11 protein-coding genes and 3 tRNA genes are annotated in these 16,437 nt (G+C 71.6%); 6 read left to right on the forward strand and 8 right to left on the reverse strand.

Features of this window, described 5'->3' with window-relative positions; translation table 11 throughout:
- The first annotated feature begins 75 nt into the window (after positions 1-75).
- Positions 76-2,079: a GAF domain-containing protein gene (locus tag ACI2L3_RS01330; RefSeq protein WP_404750686.1), complete on the forward strand. Its 2,004-nt coding sequence runs from the start codon at positions 76-78 to the stop codon at positions 2,077-2,079.
- A gap of 21 nt (positions 2,080-2,100) precedes the next feature.
- Here the strand turns inward: ACI2L3_RS01330 and ACI2L3_RS01335 are convergent, their stop codons facing one another.
- The 3 genes from ACI2L3_RS01335 to ACI2L3_RS01345 form a co-directional block, all read right to left on the reverse strand.
- Positions 2,101-4,113: an ABC transporter permease gene (locus ACI2L3_RS01335; RefSeq protein WP_404750231.1), complete on the reverse strand. Its 2,013-nt coding sequence runs from the start codon at positions 4,111-4,113 to the stop codon at positions 2,101-2,103.
- A gap of 17 nt (positions 4,114-4,130) precedes the next feature.
- Positions 4,131-4,931 carry a molybdate ABC transporter substrate-binding protein gene (gene modA, locus ACI2L3_RS01340; protein WP_404750232.1) on the reverse strand — a complete coding sequence of 267 codons (801 nt, stop codon included), beginning with the start codon at positions 4,929-4,931 and terminating at the stop codon, positions 4,131-4,133.
- A gap of 109 nt (positions 4,932-5,040) precedes the next feature.
- Complete coding sequence (locus ACI2L3_RS01345; RefSeq protein ID WP_404750233.1) at positions 5,041-5,442, reverse strand: molybdopterin-binding protein; 402 nt, start codon at positions 5,440-5,442, stop codon at positions 5,041-5,043.
- A 171-nt stretch (positions 5,443-5,613) separates the two neighbouring features.
- On the opposite strand from ACI2L3_RS01345, the gene ACI2L3_RS01350 reads away from it, so the two are divergent.
- Positions 5,614-6,741: a YihY/virulence factor BrkB family protein gene (locus ACI2L3_RS01350; protein ID WP_404750234.1), complete on the forward strand. Its 1,128-nt coding sequence runs from the start codon at positions 5,614-5,616 to the stop codon at positions 6,739-6,741.
- An 83-nt stretch (positions 6,742-6,824) separates the two neighbouring features.
- On the opposite strand, the gene ACI2L3_RS01355 is transcribed toward ACI2L3_RS01350, so the two are convergent.
- The 3 genes from ACI2L3_RS01355 to ACI2L3_RS01365 all read right to left on the reverse strand — a co-directional run bounded on the left by ACI2L3_RS01355 (position 6,825) and on the right by ACI2L3_RS01365 (position 7,236).
- Positions 6,825-6,898, reverse strand: a tRNA-Ile gene (locus ACI2L3_RS01355).
- A 187-nt stretch (positions 6,899-7,085) separates the two neighbouring features.
- Positions 7,086-7,158, reverse strand: a tRNA-Asn gene (locus ACI2L3_RS01360).
- Between the two features lie 5 nt (positions 7,159-7,163).
- Positions 7,164-7,236, reverse strand: a tRNA-Asn gene (locus tag ACI2L3_RS01365).
- Positions 7,237-7,418: 182 nt separating this feature from the next.
- Here ACI2L3_RS01365 and ACI2L3_RS01370 point away from each other — a divergent pair.
- The 4 genes from ACI2L3_RS01370 to ACI2L3_RS01385 all read left to right on the forward strand — a co-directional run bounded on the left by ACI2L3_RS01370 (position 7,419) and on the right by ACI2L3_RS01385 (position 13,057).
- Positions 7,419-7,721 (forward strand): YtxH domain-containing protein, encoded by a 303-nt coding sequence (locus tag ACI2L3_RS01370; RefSeq protein WP_404750235.1) that lies wholly within the window; start codon positions 7,419-7,421, stop codon positions 7,719-7,721.
- Between the two features lie 66 nt (positions 7,722-7,787).
- A complete protein-coding gene (locus tag ACI2L3_RS01375) occupies positions 7,788-9,215 on the forward strand; it encodes an FGGY-family carbohydrate kinase (RefSeq protein WP_404750236.1) in 1,428 nt (475 codons plus the stop codon).
- A gap of 183 nt (positions 9,216-9,398) precedes the next feature.
- Positions 9,399-11,132 (forward strand): ABC transporter ATP-binding protein, encoded by a 1,734-nt coding sequence (locus tag ACI2L3_RS01380; protein WP_404750237.1) that lies wholly within the window; start codon positions 9,399-9,401, stop codon positions 11,130-11,132.
- Between the two features lie 26 nt (positions 11,133-11,158).
- Positions 11,159-13,057, forward strand: a complete 1,899-nt coding sequence (locus ACI2L3_RS01385) for an ABC transporter ATP-binding protein (protein ID WP_404750238.1) — start codon at positions 11,159-11,161, stop codon at positions 13,055-13,057.
- A gap of 31 nt (positions 13,058-13,088) precedes the next feature.
- Here the strand turns inward: ACI2L3_RS01385 and ACI2L3_RS01390 are convergent, their stop codons facing one another.
- Both ACI2L3_RS01390 and dnaG read right to left on the reverse strand, forming a co-directional pair.
- A complete protein-coding gene (locus ACI2L3_RS01390) occupies positions 13,089-14,381 on the reverse strand; it encodes an RNA polymerase sigma factor (RefSeq protein ID WP_404750239.1) in 1,293 nt (430 codons plus the stop codon).
- A gap of 140 nt (positions 14,382-14,521) precedes the next feature.
- Positions 14,522-16,420: a DNA primase gene (gene dnaG / locus ACI2L3_RS01395; protein WP_404750240.1), complete on the reverse strand. Its 1,899-nt coding sequence runs from the start codon at positions 16,418-16,420 to the stop codon at positions 14,522-14,524.
- Positions 16,421-16,437 lie beyond the last annotated feature (17 nt).

Raw genomic sequence — 16,437 nt, forward strand, 5'->3', positions numbered from 1 at the left:
CTCCGCCGCCACCGACCACGGAGTACGCCGTACGTGACCGAGACGCCCGAAGGAGCGGACGCGCCGCCGCCCCCGATGCAGCCGATCCTGGAGGCGGTCCTCAGCGTCGGCACGGACCTCGAACTCCGCGCCACGCTCCAGCACATCGTGGACGGCGCGGCGCGGCTGACCGGGGCGGGCCTCGGCACGCTCACCGTCGACGCGGCCGCCGGTCCCGGGGGGCCGGCCGAAGTCTTCGTGGCGGGCGGCCCCGGCCGCCACCCCGACGGCGTACCGACGGTGCGCCCACAGCCGGACGGCACCGTCGTCCACGTGCCGATCCGCGTCCACGACGAGCCGTTCGGCACGCTTCTGCTCGCCCACAAGGCGGACGACGCCCCCTTCACCGACGAGGACCGCCAGCTCCTGAAGGTCCTGGCGAGCCAGGCGGGCATCTCCATCGGCAACGCCCGCCTGTTCGAGGCCGCCCGCCAACGTGAACGCTGGATCGAGGGCGCGGCCGCCGTCACCACGGCCCTCCTCACCGGCGAGGCCGCGTCCGACGCGCTGATGACGGTCGCCGACCGGGCACGCATCCTCGCGGGCGCGGCAGCGGGCGTGATCCTGCAGCCCACGGAGACGGGCGGCATGCGAATCGTCGCCGCCACGACGGACGGCGAACCCCACGGGTGGGGCGCCTCAGCCTCAACCCTGGACTCGACCTCGACCTCGACCTCGACCGCGACCGCGGCTTCGGCTCCGGCCTCGAACTCGGCCCCGGCTTCGGCTTCGGCTTCGGCGCCCGCCTCGGACTCGGCCCCGGCCCCGGCTTCAGCTCCGGCATCGGCTCCAGCTCCAGCTCCAGCTCCAGCTCCAGCTCCAGCCTCGGACTCGGTCTCGGACTCAGCCCCGGCTTCGGCTCCGGCCCCGGCTTCGGCCCCGGATCCGACTCCGGCCTCGGACTCGGCCCCGGCTCCAAAACCAGCTCCAGCCTCGGACTCGGCCCTGGCCCCGGCTGCGGCTGCGGCTGCGGCTGCGGCTGCGGCTGCGGTCCCAGACTCGGCTTCGGCCCCGGATTCGGCTCCGGCTCCGGCTCCGGCTCCGGCCTCAGCTCCGGCTTCGGCCCCAGACTCGGCTCCGGCTCCGGCCCCAGCCCCACCCCCCGTCCAGGCCCCCACCGGAACCGGCCGCAGGCCGAGCCGTGTCGCGGCGGGCGGGGGGACAGCGGCCCACGACCGCTCCCCCCACTCGCACCCCAACGACCTCATCGGCACCACCATCGAGCCCGGTAGCGCCGTGCTCGCGCAGCTGCTCGGGGGTGAGCCCGTGTTCGTCGAGGACTCGGCGACCGATCCCCGTATGACGACCCACGTCCGCGCCCGCTTCGGGCCCAGCATGATGCTGCCGCTGCAGGCGGGGGGCCGGCTCATCGGTACGCTCGCGCTGCCCCGCCGCCGCGGCGCGCCCGCCTACACCCAGGCCGAACGGCTCCTCGCCACACAGTTCGCCTCGCAGGCCGCGCTCGCCCTCGTGCTGGCCGACGCCCAGCAGAGCCGGGAGCGTCTCGCCGTCTTCGAGGACCGCGACCGCATCGCCCGTGACCTGCACGACCTCGTCGTCCAGCGTCTCTTCGCCACCGGCATGATGCTGGAGTCGACCCGCCGCAGGGCCCGGTCGACCAAGGTCGAGTCCACCCTCGACCACGCCGTCGACGAGCTGGAATCCACCATTCAGGAAGTCCGCACGGCGATCTTCGCGCTCCAGCAGCCGCCCGCCGACGCCCCCGCCACCTTCCGCGGCAAGGTCCTGCGCGAGACGGCCGGCGCCGCCGCGGTCCTCGGGATCCAGCCGTCGGTGCACTTCGCCGGCGCCGTCGACACCCACGTCACGGAGCCGGCGGCCGGCCACCTCCTGGCGGCGCTGCGCCGCGCCCTGGCCGCCGCGTCGCGCCGTACCGGCGTCACCCGCGTCGACGTGACGGTCGACGTACGGGCGACGCTGCCCGACGGCCGCAAGGGCGTCCGCCTGACGGTGTACGACGACGGGGACACGGACGGCGTGGAGGCGGGCACGACGGTGACGTGGCAGGCGCCCCTGTAGCCGTAACGGGGCGTCAGGACGTCAGAGCGCGACCACCGACACCTCCGTCGCCTTCACACTCGTCCAGACCTCCGCCCCGTCCACGAGCCCGAGCTCAAGGGCCGCCTGCGGAGTGATCTCGGCGACCAGGTCGGGCGCCGCGCGCGACGTGATGAGGACGCGCAGCCGGCTTCCGGCGGTGGTGATCTCCCGTACCGTCCCCGGCCATACGTTGCGAGGGCTGCCCTGCGGCTTCTCGCGGTGCACGGACACCGCCTCCGGCGCGATGACGGCGAGCGCCCGCGTCCCGGCCGCCGGCGGATCGGCGACGACCAGGCGCCCCTCCCCCGCCAGCGCGAGCGTGCCGTCGGCGGCCGCGGTACCGGGCCAGGCGTTGCGGCCGAGCATGCGGGCCACCCAGGGCGAGCGCGGGTGCCGGGTGACCTCGGCGGGCGGCGCGTCCTGCAACGTACGGCCCTCGTCGAGCACGAGCACCCGGTCGGCCAGCGAGACCGCCTCGACGGGGTCGTGCGTGACGATGAGGCAGACCCCGCCGAACCCGTCGAGGTGGCGGCGCAGGGTGTGCCGGACGTGGCCGCGGGTGGTCTGGTCGAGCGCGGCGAGCGGTTCGTCGAGGAGCAGCAGCCGGGGCCTGGCCGCCAACGCCCGCGCCAGGGCCACGCGCTGGGCCTGCCCTCCGGAGAGCTGGGCGGGCCTGCGGTGCGCGAGGTGCCCGACCCCGAGCCGGTCCAGCCACGTCTGCGCCGCACGGCGGGCCTCGCCCCGCGGAACGCCCTGCGCGCGCAGCCCGTAAGCGGTGTTGCCGAGCGCGTTCAGATGCGGGAAGAGCGCTCCGTCCTGGGGCACCCAGGCGACCCCGCGCCGGTGCGGCGGCAGCGCGGTGACGTCCCGCTCACCGAGCCGCAGCCGTGCGTGGGCCCGCGGGGTGAGACCGAGGAGAGCGCGCAGGAGCGTGGTCTTGCCCGCGCCGTTGGGCCCGACGACGGCGATGGTGGTGCCGGGTCCGGCGTCGAGGGTGAGTTCGTTGTAGCCGGTGACGTCGGCGTGCAGGGCCCACTTCTCCCCCACCTCTGCCGTCTTGAGGTCCTGCTCTCCCGTCTCTCCCGTCTCTGCCGTCTCTGCCGTCTCTGCCGTCTCTGCCGTCTTGAGGTCTCGCTCGCCCCCCTCCCCCGGCTCGTCACCCGCGTCCGGCTCGCCGCGCACCGGCTCCCGCACGCGCCCCGAGGCTCCCACCGCCCCCGCCGTCCACCGCCCCCGCAGCCCGACGAGTACGGCCATCGCGATGGCGAGCAGCAGCAGCGACAGGGACGTCGCGGCCGCCGGGGAGTCCTGGAGCAGCAGATACACCTGGAGCGGCAGGGTCTGGGTCGTGCCCGGCAGGTTGCCCGCGAAAGTGATCGTCGCGCCGAACTCGCCGAGCGCCCGCGCCCAGGTCAGCGCGGCCCCCGCGGCGAGCCCGGGGGCGACCATCGGCAGGGTGACGGTGAGGAACACCCGTACCGGAGAAGCGCCCAGCGAGGCCGCCGTCTCCTCGAACCCGGGCCGCAGCCCGCCCAGCGCGCCCTCCAGGCTGATGACGAGGAACGGCATGGCGACGAAGGTCGCCGCGACCACCGCACCCGACGTGTGGAAGGGCAGCACGATGCCGAAGGTGTCCTCGAGCCACGGCCCGAGCAGCCCGCGCCGCCCGAACCCGAGCAGCAGCGCGACGCCGCCGACGGTGGGCGGCAGCACCATCGGCAGCAGCACGAGGGAGCGTACGAGTGCCTTGCCCGGGAACTCCACGCGCGCGAGCAGCCAGGCCAGCGGCACCCCGAGCAGCAGCGAGAGCCCCAGCGCCCAGAACGACACGAGCAGCGAGAGCCGCAGGGCCTGGGTGACCCCGGGAGTGGTCAGATGAGTGCCGAGCTGGTCCCACTCGGTCCGGGCGAGGATGCCGACGAGCGGCATCAGCAGGAAGGCGACGGCGAGCAGCGCGGGAAGGGCCAGCGTGAGCGGCGGACGGGTGCGGGTGCGCGGACGGATGCGGGACATGGCGGCCGGCGTACGGGTCACGGCTTCTGGAAGCCGGCGCCCCGCAGGATCTTCTGCGCCCCAGGCGTGCTGAGCCACTTCACGAACGCGGCCGCCGCCTCACTGTTCTCAGAACTCTTGAGGGTCGCGGCCGGGTAGGCGGCGACGGCATTCTGAGCGTCCGGGATCTCGATGGCGTCGACCTTGCCGGGCGCGGTGGCGGCGTCCGTCCGGTAGACGATGCCCGCGTCGGCCTCGCCGAGCTCGACCTTGCTCAGCACGGAGCGGACGTTGGGCTCCTTGGAGACCGGCTTCACGTCGACGCCCTGCTTGTCGAGGACCTGCTTGCTGTAGCGCCCGACCGGCACGGTGTCGTCGGCGAGGACGACTTTCAGCTTGCTGTCGCCGAGGTCCTTGAGCCCCTTGACCTTGTCCGGGTTGCCTTCGCGGGTGGCGATGACGAGCCGGTTCCTGGCGATGACGGTGGGCTCGCCGGTCTCCCCCTTCAGCCCGTCCATGGTCTTGGTGTCGGCGGTGACCAGTACGTCGGCGGGCGCGCCCTGCTTGACCTGTGCGGCAAGCTCCTGCGACCCGGCCGCGGAGACCGTCAGGTCGGTGCCGGGGTGCTCCTTCTCGTACGCCTTCTCGGCGGTGGCGAAGACATCGGTGAGGGAGGAGGCGGCGAGGACCGTGAGCTTCACGTCCTTGCCGCCGCCGTCCTTCCCGCTCCCGCTGTCGTCGTCGCTGCCGCAGGCGGCGAGCGGGAGGAGCAGCGCGGCGGTCACGGCGGCGGCTGCGGTACGGCGGACGGTGCGACGTGCGGGGAATGCGGCGGGCATGGGACAGGCTCCTTACGGAAGGCCGAGCGGCGGGCGGCGAGAGACGGCACGGGGCAGGCCCCGGACGGGACCAGGCAGAACCGGGCAGAACCGGGCAGGACCAGGCGTCCTACGTCCGGTCGATGTGAACGCTGGTGGACTTCACCCGAGCGGTGGCCTCCACCCCGACCTCCAGGCCGAGCTCCTCCACCGCCTCCCTGGTGAGCAGGGACACGAGGCGGTGCGGGCCCGCCTGTATCTCCACCTGGGCGGCCACGTCACCGAGCTTCACGGCGGTGACGATGCCGGGAAAGGCGTTGCGTGCGGTGGTGTACGAGGCGTCGTCCTCGGCGGCCGCGGCGCCGCTCTGCGCGACCTCGACGGAGAACGCGGCGAGGTCGCGGCCGTCGATGAGCCGCCGCCCGCCCTCGTCGCGGTGCGTGGCGACCCGGCCGGCGTCCGCCCAGCGGCGGGCGGTGTCGGGGCTGACTCCGAGAAGACGCGCGGCCTGTCCGATCGTGTAGGACTGCATGTGCGACAAGATAAGCGCGATCGGCTCGCATTTGTAAAAGTTGATACGGATATCCATGGCAGATGCGTCCGCGCAGCCCCCGCCCTGGAGAAACCTCCAAGCCGGCCGCCGTGCCCACACCGTCGGCAACGAGCACGCATACGCCGCCCGAACCGGTCAACTCGCCGCCTCATGGCACTCTTCGGCAAGGACAAACACGCGCAAGGCGAGAGCGAGCCGGTCCAGGGCCACAGCGAGCCGGCCCACAGCCACAGCGATCCGGCCCGTGGCCACAGCGATCCGGCTCACGGCGACAGCGAGCCGGCCATCGGCACCGGCCCGGACCCGGAGGTCGAGCGGGCCGCCCCGGACGAGCCCACGGAGCTGCCCGCACGCTCCTGGTGGGCGGTGCTGCGGCGCACCGGCAAGGAGTTCATGGACGACGACCTGCCCGACCGGGCCGCCGCCCTGACCTACTACGGCGTCCTCTCCCTCTTCCCCGCGCTGCTGGTCCTCGTCTCGCTCCTGGGCGTGATCGGCGAATCGGCGACGCGCACGGTCCTCGACAACCTCCAGAAGCTGGCCCCCGGCCCGGTGCGCGATCTGCTCGGCGACGCGGTGCGGCAGCTCGGGGACAGCGGCGGCACCAGCGGCGTGATGGCGATCGTGAGCCTGGTGCTCGCGGTCTGGTCGGCCTCCGGTTACGTGGCGGCGTTCATCCGCACCTCCAACGCCGTCTACGACCTCCCCGAAGGCCGTCCGGTCTGGAAACTGACCCCGCTCCGCGTCGCCCTGACCGTGGTCCTGATGATCCTGCTCGCCGTCAGCGCGGTGATCGTGGTCTTCACGGGCCCGCTGGCCGAGCGGGCCGGGGACGCGATCGGCGTGGGCGACGCGGCGCTGACCGCCTGGTCCATCGCCAAGTGGCCGGTCCTGCTGGTCCTCGTGATCATCATGATCGGCCTGCTCTTCTGGCGCGCCCCGAACGTCCGCGGCCCCGGCTTCCGCTGGCTGAGCCCCGGCAGCGCCCTCGCGGTCCTGCTCTGGCTGATCGCCTCCGGCGGCTTCGCGCTCTACGTCGCCAATTTCGCGTCGTACAACAAGACGTACGGAACCCTCGCCGGTGTCGTCGTCTTCCTCATCTGGCTCTGGCTGTCGAACCTGGCCATCCTGCTCGGCCTCGAATTCGACGCGGAGCTGGCCCGCCAGCGCGCGATCTCCGGCGGAATGCCCCCGGAGGAGGAGCCCTATGTGGAACCCCGGGACACCCGTAAGTGGCCCCGCCGCCGCAAGGGCCGCCCGGTCCTGCCGAGTGAGTGAAACGAGGGCCGCCACGGTTTACGTGACGGCCCTCGCTGTTACGTTCTGGCAGGTCAGATCGTTTCTTCACTGACGAGCCCAGGTGGGGCGGGTGGGACTCGAACCCACGGCCGACGGATTATGAGTCCGCTGCTCTAACCGGCTGAGCTACCGCCCCTAACGGCGCGTCGCGCACATTTGTGCGCGCCGTCTGCCGCAGCATAGCCGCTCATACGATCTCCTGCTTCGGATGGTCGGCATCGCTCGACCATGAGGACCGCAGGGCTGCCCGCGTGGTTCCGCCGGGCACGGAACGAGCAGGAAAAAGGACCCCCGAGAGACATCTCGAGGGTCCTTCGTCACAGCTCTCCCGACTGGACTCGAACCAGTAACCTGCCGGTTAACAGCCGGCTGCTCTGCCAATTGAGCTACAGGAGACCGAGCTCCCCCGACTGGACTCGAACCAGTAACCTGCCGGTTAACAGCCGGCTGCTCTGCCAATTGAGCTACAGGGGATCGTCTCGTTGCATCGAACGCACCTAGCTGGGAACTCTCCGGGCGGCGCGCGCTCGCTGCGACACATACATTAGCGCAAGCAGGGGGGTGCTCCGCCAATCGGTATCCCTCGGGCGATCAGCAGGCGAGCGACAGACGAGTGACAGACGTGCGAAGCCGACGCAAGGGAAAGGGTGGCAGCCATGCGGTACCGGCTCACTTTCGTGGCGGGACTGGCCCTCGGGTACGTGCTCGGGACCCGGGCCGGACGCGAGCGTTACGAGCAGTTGAAGAAATCCGCCCGGGAGATCTCGCAGAACCCCGCCGTGCGCAACACCGTGGAGTCCGCGACCCAGCAGGGGCGCGAGGTGGCGGGCAAGGCCTTCCACACGGTCTCCGAGAAGGTCGGGGACAAGGTGCCCGAGTCGGTCGCCGACCGGGTCCGCTCCCTGCGCGAGCGCGGGCCTGGCGGCGCCGAGGACGACTGGGGCACCAGCAACACCTAGCGGCAGGGAGCACGGCGAGCGAACACGGGTACGGGACACGTCCCGCGGTGCGGCAGAATTCCAGGCATGGGGATAGTCGCAGGGTTGGACAGTTCGCCCGATTTCACGCGCATCGTGGTCTGTGACACGGACACGGGCGCCGTGCTCAAGCAGGGGTACGCCCCTCATCCGCTGGAGAGCGCCGAGAGCGGTCGGCCCTCCGATGTCGATCCGCAGGCCTGGCTGCTCTCCCTCGGCGAAGCCGCCGGGGGCGGGCTCCTCGAAGGCGTGCAGGCCATCGGCGTGTCCGCCCAGCAGAACGCGCTCGTACCGCTCGACCAGCACGGGAACACCGTGCGACCCGCGCTCGTCGGCAATGACCGGCGGGCGCAGGTGGCGGCCGTCGACCTCATCGACCGGCTCGGCGGCCGCGAGGCCTGGGCGCAGGCCGTGGGGTGCGTGCCCCAGGCCGCGCAGCCGGTGACGAAGCTGCGCTGGCTGGCCAGGACGGAACCGGAGGCGGCTCGGCACGTGGCCGGTCTCCTCCAGGCGCCCGACTGGCTGGTGTGGCAGCTCCTCGGTCGGCCCGCCCGGCGCACGACCGACCGCGGCGGCGCCTCGGGCACCGGCTACTGGTCGGCGGCGACCGGCGCGTACCGCCCGGACCTCGTCGAACTGGCCCTGGGCCACCAGGCGATGCTGCCCGAGGTGATCGGGCCCGCCGAGGCCGCCGGGACGACGCCCGAGGGCCTGCTGATATCCGCCGGCACCGGCGAGACGATGGCGGCGGCCTTCGGGCTCGGGGTGCAGCAGGGCGACGCCGTGGTGTCGCTCGGCGCCTCCGGCTCGGTGATGGCCGTCCACCACGAGGCGCTGACCGACGCCCGCGGGATCATCACCTCGCTCGCCGACGCGACCGGGATGCATCTGCCGGTCGTCCACACGTCGAACGCCGTGCGCGTGCTGCGCGGCACCGCCGAGATGCTCGGTCTCACCGACCTGGAGGAGCTCTCCGCGCTCGCCATGAAGTCGACGCCGGGCGCGCACGGTCTGGTGCTCCTCCCCTACCTGGAAGGCGAGCGGACGCCGAACCTGCCGCACGCGGCGGGCACGCTGACCGGGCTGCGGCGCGAGTCGATGAAGCCGGAGCACCTGGCGCGGGCGGCCTTCGAGGGCATGCTGTGCGGGCTCGGGGACGCGCTCGACGTACTGCGGGCGCGCGGGGTGGAGGTCCGGCGGGTGTTCCTGCTGGGCGCCGCGGCCGAGCTGCCCGCCGTGCAGGCCGCCGCGCCGATGCTGTTCGGTACGCAGGTCGTGGTGCCGCAGCCCGCGGACTACGCGGCGATCGGCGCGGCACGGCAGGCGGCGTGGGCGCTCACCGGTCAACTGCCGTACTGGCAGGGGGCGGCGGCCCAGATATTCGAGCCCGGCGAGGAGCTCCCGGTGGGGCAGGCGGTGCGTCAGCAGCACGCGACGGTACGGGAGCAGACGCATCCCGGCGCCTTCTCCTCCTGATGGGCCCCTCTTGACGGGCCCCTCTTGATGGGCCCACCGGCTCTTGAGTGAGCCCAGTTCTTGACCCGGGCTGAAATTTGACCCGGTCATGGGTTAATCGGTTGCACGGCCCCGGGTCGGGTGTCGGAGGATGGGGGCGACCTCGCCCAACTTGCCGACACCCGACTCCTCGAGAGACCGAGCGTGCTCATACGACTCCTGCGGACGTACCTGCGTCCGTACCAGAAACCCATCGCCCTGCTGGTGCTGCTGCAGTTCCTGCAGACCTGCGCCGCTCTCTACCTGCCCAGCCTGAACGCCGACATCATTGACAACGGTGTCGTCCAGGGCGACACGGGCTACATCCTCGCCTTCGGCGGCATCATGATCGCCGTCACCGTCGTGCAGATGGTCTGCAACATCGGCGCCGTCTTCTACGGCGCCCGGACCGCCGCCGCCCTCGGCCGCGACGTGCGCGCCGCCGTCTTCGACCGGGTGCAGTCCTTCTCGGCGCGCGAAGTGGGCCAGTTCGGCGCTCCGACGCTGATCACGCGGACCACCAACGACGTCCAGCAGGTGCAGATGCTGGTCCTGATGTCGTTCACGCTGATGGTGTCGGCGCCCATCATGTGCGTCGGCGGCATCGTGATGGCGCTCGGCCTGGACGTGCCGCTCTCCGGCGTCCTCGTCGCCGTCGTGCCCGTCCTCGGCATCAGCGTCAGCCTCATCGTGCGGCGACTCCGGCCGCTCTTCCGCACCATGCAGGAGCGGCTCGACACGGTGAACCGGGTCCTTCGGGAGCAGATCACCGGCAACCGCGTCATCCGCGCCTTCGTCAGGGACGCGTACGAGAAGGAGCGCTTCCGGAAGGCCAACGCCGATCTGACCGACGTCTCGCTCGGCACCGGCAGGCTGCTCGCGCTGATGTTCCCGATCGTCATGACCGTCGTGAACATCTCCTCGATCGCGGTCGTGTGGTTCGGCGCGCACCGCATCGACAGCGGCGGCATGCAGATCGGCGCGCTCACCGCGTTCCTCGCCTATCTCATGCAGATCGTGATGTCCGTGATGATGGCCACCTTCATGTTCATGATGGTGCCGCGCGCGGAGGTCTGCGCCGAGCGCATCGAGGAGGTCCTGGACACCGACAGCAGCGTGGTGCCCCCGGCCGCCCCGGTGCGCGAACTGCGCAGCCACGGCCACCTGGAGATCCGGGACGCCGGATTCCGCTACCCCGGCGCCGAGGAGCCCGTCCTCAGATCCGTGCACCTGGTGGCCCGGCCCGGCGAGACGACCGCCGTCATCGGGTCGACCGGCAGCGGCAAGTCGACGCTGCTCAGCCTCGTACCGCGACTGATCGACGCGACCGAGGGCGAGGTCCTGGTCGGCGGCGTGGACGTGGGCACCGTCGAACCCGCGCTGCTCGCGAAGACCGTGAGCCTCGTCCCCCAGAAGCCGTATCTCTTCGCCGGGACCGTCGCGAGCAATCTGCGCTACGGCAACCCGGACGCCACCGACGAGGAGCTCTGGCACGCCCTGGAGGTCGCCCAGGCCAAGGAGTTCGTCGAGGGCCTCGAGGAAGGGCTCGACGCGCCGATCGCGCAGGGCGGCACCAACGTGTCCGGCGGTCAGCGCCAGCGCCTGTCCATCGCGCGCACCCTCGTGCAGCGCCCGGAGATCTACCTCTTCGACGACTCGTTCTCCGCGCTCGACTACGCCACCGACGCGGCGCTGCGGTCCGCGCTCGGCCAGGAGACCGCCGGGGCGACCGTCGTCATCGTCGCCCAGCGCGTGTCGACCATCCGGGACGCCGACCGCATCGTGGTCCTCGACGAGGGCCGGGTCGTGGGCACGGGCCGCCATCACGAGCTGATGGAGAGCAATCAGACCTACCGGGAGATCGTGCTCTCCCAGCTGACGGAAGCGGAGGCCGCGTAATGCCCCCTGGTGGCATCGGTGGACCGATGATGGGTCCTGACTCCCGGTCCATGGACTTCAAGGGCTCGGGCAAGCGGCTGCTGTCGCAGTTCAGGCCCGAGCGGGCCACGATGTACGGGATGCTCGCGGCCGGCGTCCTGAGCGTCGCGCTCTCCGTGCTCGGCCCGAAGATCCTCGGCCGCGCGACCGACCTGCTCTTCGCGGGCATCGTCGGCCGTGACATGCCCGACGGCACGACGAAGGAACAGGCACTCGACGGTCTGCGCGCCAAGGGCGAGGGCGGCATGGCCGACATGCTCTCCGGCGTCGACTTCACGCCCGGCGAGGGCATCGACTTCGGCGCGGTGGGCGAGGTCCTGCTGCTCGCCCTCGGCACGTTCGTGGTGGCGGGCCTGCTGATGGCCGTGGCGACGCGGCTCTCCAACCGCGCCATCAACCGGACCGTCTTCCGGCTGCGCGGCGACGTACAGGCGAAGCTGTCCCGGCTCCCGCTGGCGTACTTCGACAAGCGGCAGCGCGGCGAGGTCCTGAGCCGCGCCACGAACGACCTCGACAACATCAACCAGACGCTGCAGCAGACGATGGGCCAGCTCATCAACTCGCTGCTGACCATCATCGGCGTGCTGGTGATGATGTTCTGGGTGTCGCCGCTGCTCGCGCTGGTGGCGCTGGTCACGGTGCCGCTGTCGTTCTTCGTGGCGACAAAGGTCGGCAAGCGGTCGCAGCCGCAGTTCGTGCAGCAGTGGAAGACCACCGGCGCGCTGAACGCGCACGTCGAGGAGATGTACACCGGGCACACCCTGGTGAAGGTCTTCGGGCGGCAGGAGGAGTCGGCGAAGGCGTTCGCCGAGCAGAACGAGCAGCTGTACGAGGCCGGTTTCAAGGCGCAGTTCAACAGCGGCGTCATGCAGCCGCTGATGTTCTTCATCTCGAACCTGAACTACGTCCTTGTCGCCGTGGTGGGCGGTCTTCGGGTGGCCTCCGGGTCGCTGTCCATCGGTGACGTGCAGGCCTTCATCCAGTACTCGCGGCAGTTCTCGATGCCGCTCACGCAGGTCGCCTCGATGGCGAACCTCGTGCAGTCCGGTGTGGCGTCCGCCGAGCGGGTCTTCGAGATCCTCGACGCGGCGGAGCAGGAGACCGACCCGGTGCCCGGCGAGCGGCCCGAGAAGCTGCGCGGGCGCGTCGAGATGGACCACGTGTCGTTCCGCTACGAGGAGGACAAGCCGCTCATCGAGGACCTCTCCCTGGTCGTCGAGCCGGGCCACACGGTCGCCATCGTCGGACCGACCGGCGCCGGCAAGACGACGCTGGTCAACCTGCTGATGCGGTTCTACGAAGTGACAGGCGGGCGCATCACCCTCGACGGCGTCGACGTGGCGAGGATGTCGCGGGACGAACTGCGGTCCGGGATCGGCATGGTGCTCCAGGACACCTGGCTGTTCGGCGGCACCATCGCGGAGAACATCGCGTACGGAGCGGCGAAGGACGTCACGCGCGAGGAGATCGAGGAGGCGGCGCGCGCGGCCCACGCGGACCGCTTCGTGCGGACGCTCCCCGACGGCTACGACACGGTCATCGACGACGACGGCACGGGCGTGAGCGCGGGCGAGAAGCAGCTCATCACCATCGCGCGGGCGTTCCTCTCCGACCCGGTGATCCTGGTGCTCGACGAGGCGACGAGCTCCGTCGACACGAGGACGGAGGTGCTCATCCAGAAGGCGATGGCACGCCTCGCACACGGGCGCACTTCTTTTGTCATCGCGCATCGGCTCTCCACGATCCGTGACGCCGACACGATTCTGGTCATGGAGAACGGGTCGATCGTGGAGCAGGGCACGCATGATGCCCTGCTGGCGGCGGACGGGGCGTACGCGCGGCTGTACGCGGCTCAGTTCGCGCAGGCCGTGGCCGAGGTGGACTAGGGCCTGTCCCGACGCCCCCCGAGGGGCTGCCTCAGTCCAGGTAGCCCCTCAACTGGTCCGCGAACGCGTGGTCCCGCAGCTTGTTGAGGGTCTTGGACTCGATCTGGCGGATGCGTTCGCGGGTCACGCCGAAGATGCGGCCGATCTCCTCCAGGGTGCGGGGCCGGCCGTCCGCGAGGCCGTAGCGCAGCTGCACGACCTTGCGTTCGCGCTCGCCGAGCGTGGAGAGCACCGCTTCCAGGTGCTCGCGCAGGAGGAGGAACGCCGCCGACTCCACGGGGCTCGTGGCGTCGCCGTCCTCGATGAGGTCGCCGAGCGCGACGTCGTCCTCCTCGCCGACGGGGGCGTGCAGCGACACGGGTTCCTGCGCCAGGCGCAGGACTTCGCTGACGCGCTCGTGCGGAAGGTCCAGTTGGGCGGCGACCTCTTCGGGCGTGGGCTCGTACCCCCGCTCCTGGAGCATGCGGCGCTGGACGCGTACGACACGGTTGATGAGCTCCACGACGTGCACCGGCACGCGGATCGTGCGCGCCTGGTCCGCGAGGGCGCGGGACATGGCCTGGCGGATCCACCAGGTCGCGTACGTGGAGAACTTGTAGCCCCGGGCGTAGTCGAACTTCTCCACCGCCCTGATCAGGCCGAGGTTCCCCTCCTGGACGAGGTCGAGCATGGTGAGGCCGCGGCCCACGTACCGCTTGGCGACGGAGACGACCAGGCGGAGGTTGGCCTCGATGAGGCGGCGCTTGGCCATCCGGCCCATGACGACCAGTTTGTCGAGGTCCAGGGCGAGTTGGGAGTCCAGGTCGGGGGTGTTGCTCAGCTTCTCCTCGGCGAAGAGACCGGCCTCGACGGCGCGGGCGAGCTCCACTTCCTCCGCCGCGGTGAGCAGCGGTATCCGCCCGATCTCGCGCAGGTACTGGCGGAACAGGTCGGACGAGGGGCCGCCGGTGTCGGCGCGGCTGCGGGGGGCGGGGAGGTCGAGGGTCTCGGGCTCCAGGGCCTCGGGGGCCTCCGGGACTTCCTGTGCCGCCTGGGGTTCCGCCGCTTCCGGTTCGCCCTGCACCTCCGGGTGCCGGGTGGCTCGGCTCTGCGGCGGGACCGACTCCAGGACGTTCGTATCCGCATCCGCGCGCGCGGCGGTGTCGGTCTGGGTGAGGGTCTGGGTCTGCACGGGGGCGACCTCCAGGGTGATCGCTGCTGAGGCGTGCGGCAACGGGAGAGGGACGACGGCCTCGCCGCTGTCCGTCCCGGACACGATGTGTGGAACCGCGGGGGTGTCGGACCCGCTGTCTGCGGGTCGGCCGCGCTCCGAGGACTCAGGCACCGGAACCCAGTGTGGGGCACGACACACGGCCGCCACGAGGGGCGTGCGGTGACTTTTTGAGTCCGGTCCGTAATCGCGTGGTTACCCGACGGGTAACCCTCAGCCGCGGAGATGAACCCCCAGCAGCCCCCGGGATGGCCTCAGAGCGCTTCGGCGCCCCGCTCGCGCAGCGCCTGCCCGTACTGCTGGAGGACCCACAACTCGCCCTGCACCGCGGCCAGGTGCTGCGGGTCGCCGCCCGCGCCGAGCCGGGCGAGGCTGCCCTGGACGTCCCGGATGCGGCGGTCGACGGCGCGCAGCCGGACCTGGACCAGCTGCATGCCCGCGTACATCTCGTCGACGGTCTTGCGCAGGATCGCCTCGACGGCGAGCTCGGTGACCATGGAGCGGACCGCGTCGTCGGGCGCGGCGTCCCGGACGCGGACGAGGTACTCCTGCGGGTCCAGCGCGCCCTGCTCGGCGCCGCCCGCCTCCTCGATGGCGCGGCGCACCGCGGCGTAGGGCGGGGCGGTGAACTCGTCCAGGCCGTACGCGTCGAAGGCCGGGGAGACCAACTGCGGGTACTGCAGGGCCAGTTTGAGCAGCTCGCGCTCGGTGCGGTGGGCGGGGCTGCGCAGGTTGAGCGCGGGGCCGCTGAAGCCCTGCGGCGCGGCCTCGTACGCCGGGGAGGAGCGCTGCGGGGCCGGGGCGGGGCCCCGGCCGCCGCGGTCGCGGGCCCAGCGGGCCAGCTGCGCGACGCGCTTGACGACGAACTGCGTGTCGAGGATGCCGAGCATGCCGGCGAGCTGCACGGCGACCTCGTGCTGCGCGCCGCTGTTCTTGATGCGGGCCACCACGGGGGCGGCCTCGTCCAAGGCGGCGGCGCGGCCCGCGGGGGTCTCCAGGTCGTAGCGGGAGACGATCTGGCGGAGGGCGAACTCGAAGAGCGGCGTGCGGGGTTCGACCAGGTCGGCAACGGCCGCGTCGCCCTTGGCGAGGCGCAGGTCGCAGGGGTCCATGCCGTCGGGGGCGATCGCGATGTACGTCTCGGCGGCGAACTTCTGGTCGTCCTCGAAGGCGCGCAGGGCCGCCTTCTGGCCGGCCGCGTCACCGTCGAAGGTGAAGATCACCCGCGCCGAGCCGTTGTCCATCAGGAGGCGGCGGAGGATCTTGATGTGGTCGCCGCCGAAGGCCGTGCCGCAGGTCGCGATGGCGGTGGTGATGCCCGCGAGGTGGCAGGCCATCACGTCCGTGTAGCCCTCGACGACGACGGCGCGGCTGGACTTGGCGATCTCCTTTTTGGCGAGATCGATTCCGTACAGGACCTGGGACTTCTTGTAGATCGGCGTCTCGGGGGTGTTCAGGTACTTCGGGCCGTTGTCGTCGTCGCGGAGCTTGCGGGCGCCGAAGCCGACCACTTCGCCGCCGATGTCGCGGATCGGCCACATGAGGCGGCCGCGGAAGCGGTCGATGGGGCCGCGGCGGCCCTCCTGGGAGAGGCCGGAGAGGGTCAGCTCCTTGTCGCTGAAGCCCTTGCCGCGCAGATAGCGGGTGAGGTGGTCCCAGCCCGCGGGGCTGTAGCCCACGCCGAAGTGCGCGGCCGCCGCCTGGTCGAAGCCGCGCTCGGCGAGGAACTTGCGGCCGATCTCGGCCTCGGCGCTCTCCAGCTGGTCCACGTAGAACTGGGCGGCGATCTTGTGGGCCTCGACGAGGCGGATGCGCTCGCCGCGCTGGTGCGAGGGGTTGTACCCACCCTCTTCGTAACGCAGTGTGATGCCCGCCTGGGCGGCGAGGCGCTCGACCGTCTCGGAGAACGTGAGGTGGTCGATCTTCATCACGAAGGCGATCGTGTCGCCGCCTTCCTGGCAGCCGAAGCAGTGGAAGAGACCCTTGCTCGGGCTGACCTGGAAGGACGGTGACTTCTCGTCGTGGAAGGGGCACAGACCCTTGAGGTTTCCACCCCCCGCGTTGCGCAGCTGGAGGTAGTCGGAGACCACGGCGTCGATCGGGACCGCGTCCCGAACCGCCTTCACGTCCTCGTCATTGATCCTGCCTGCCACGTACGAATACTACGGCG

It is taken from the genome of Streptomyces sp. NPDC029674, from assembly GCF_044903205.1.
In the GTDB taxonomy this organism is placed as follows: Bacteria; Actinomycetota; Actinomycetes; order Streptomycetales; family Streptomycetaceae; genus Streptomyces.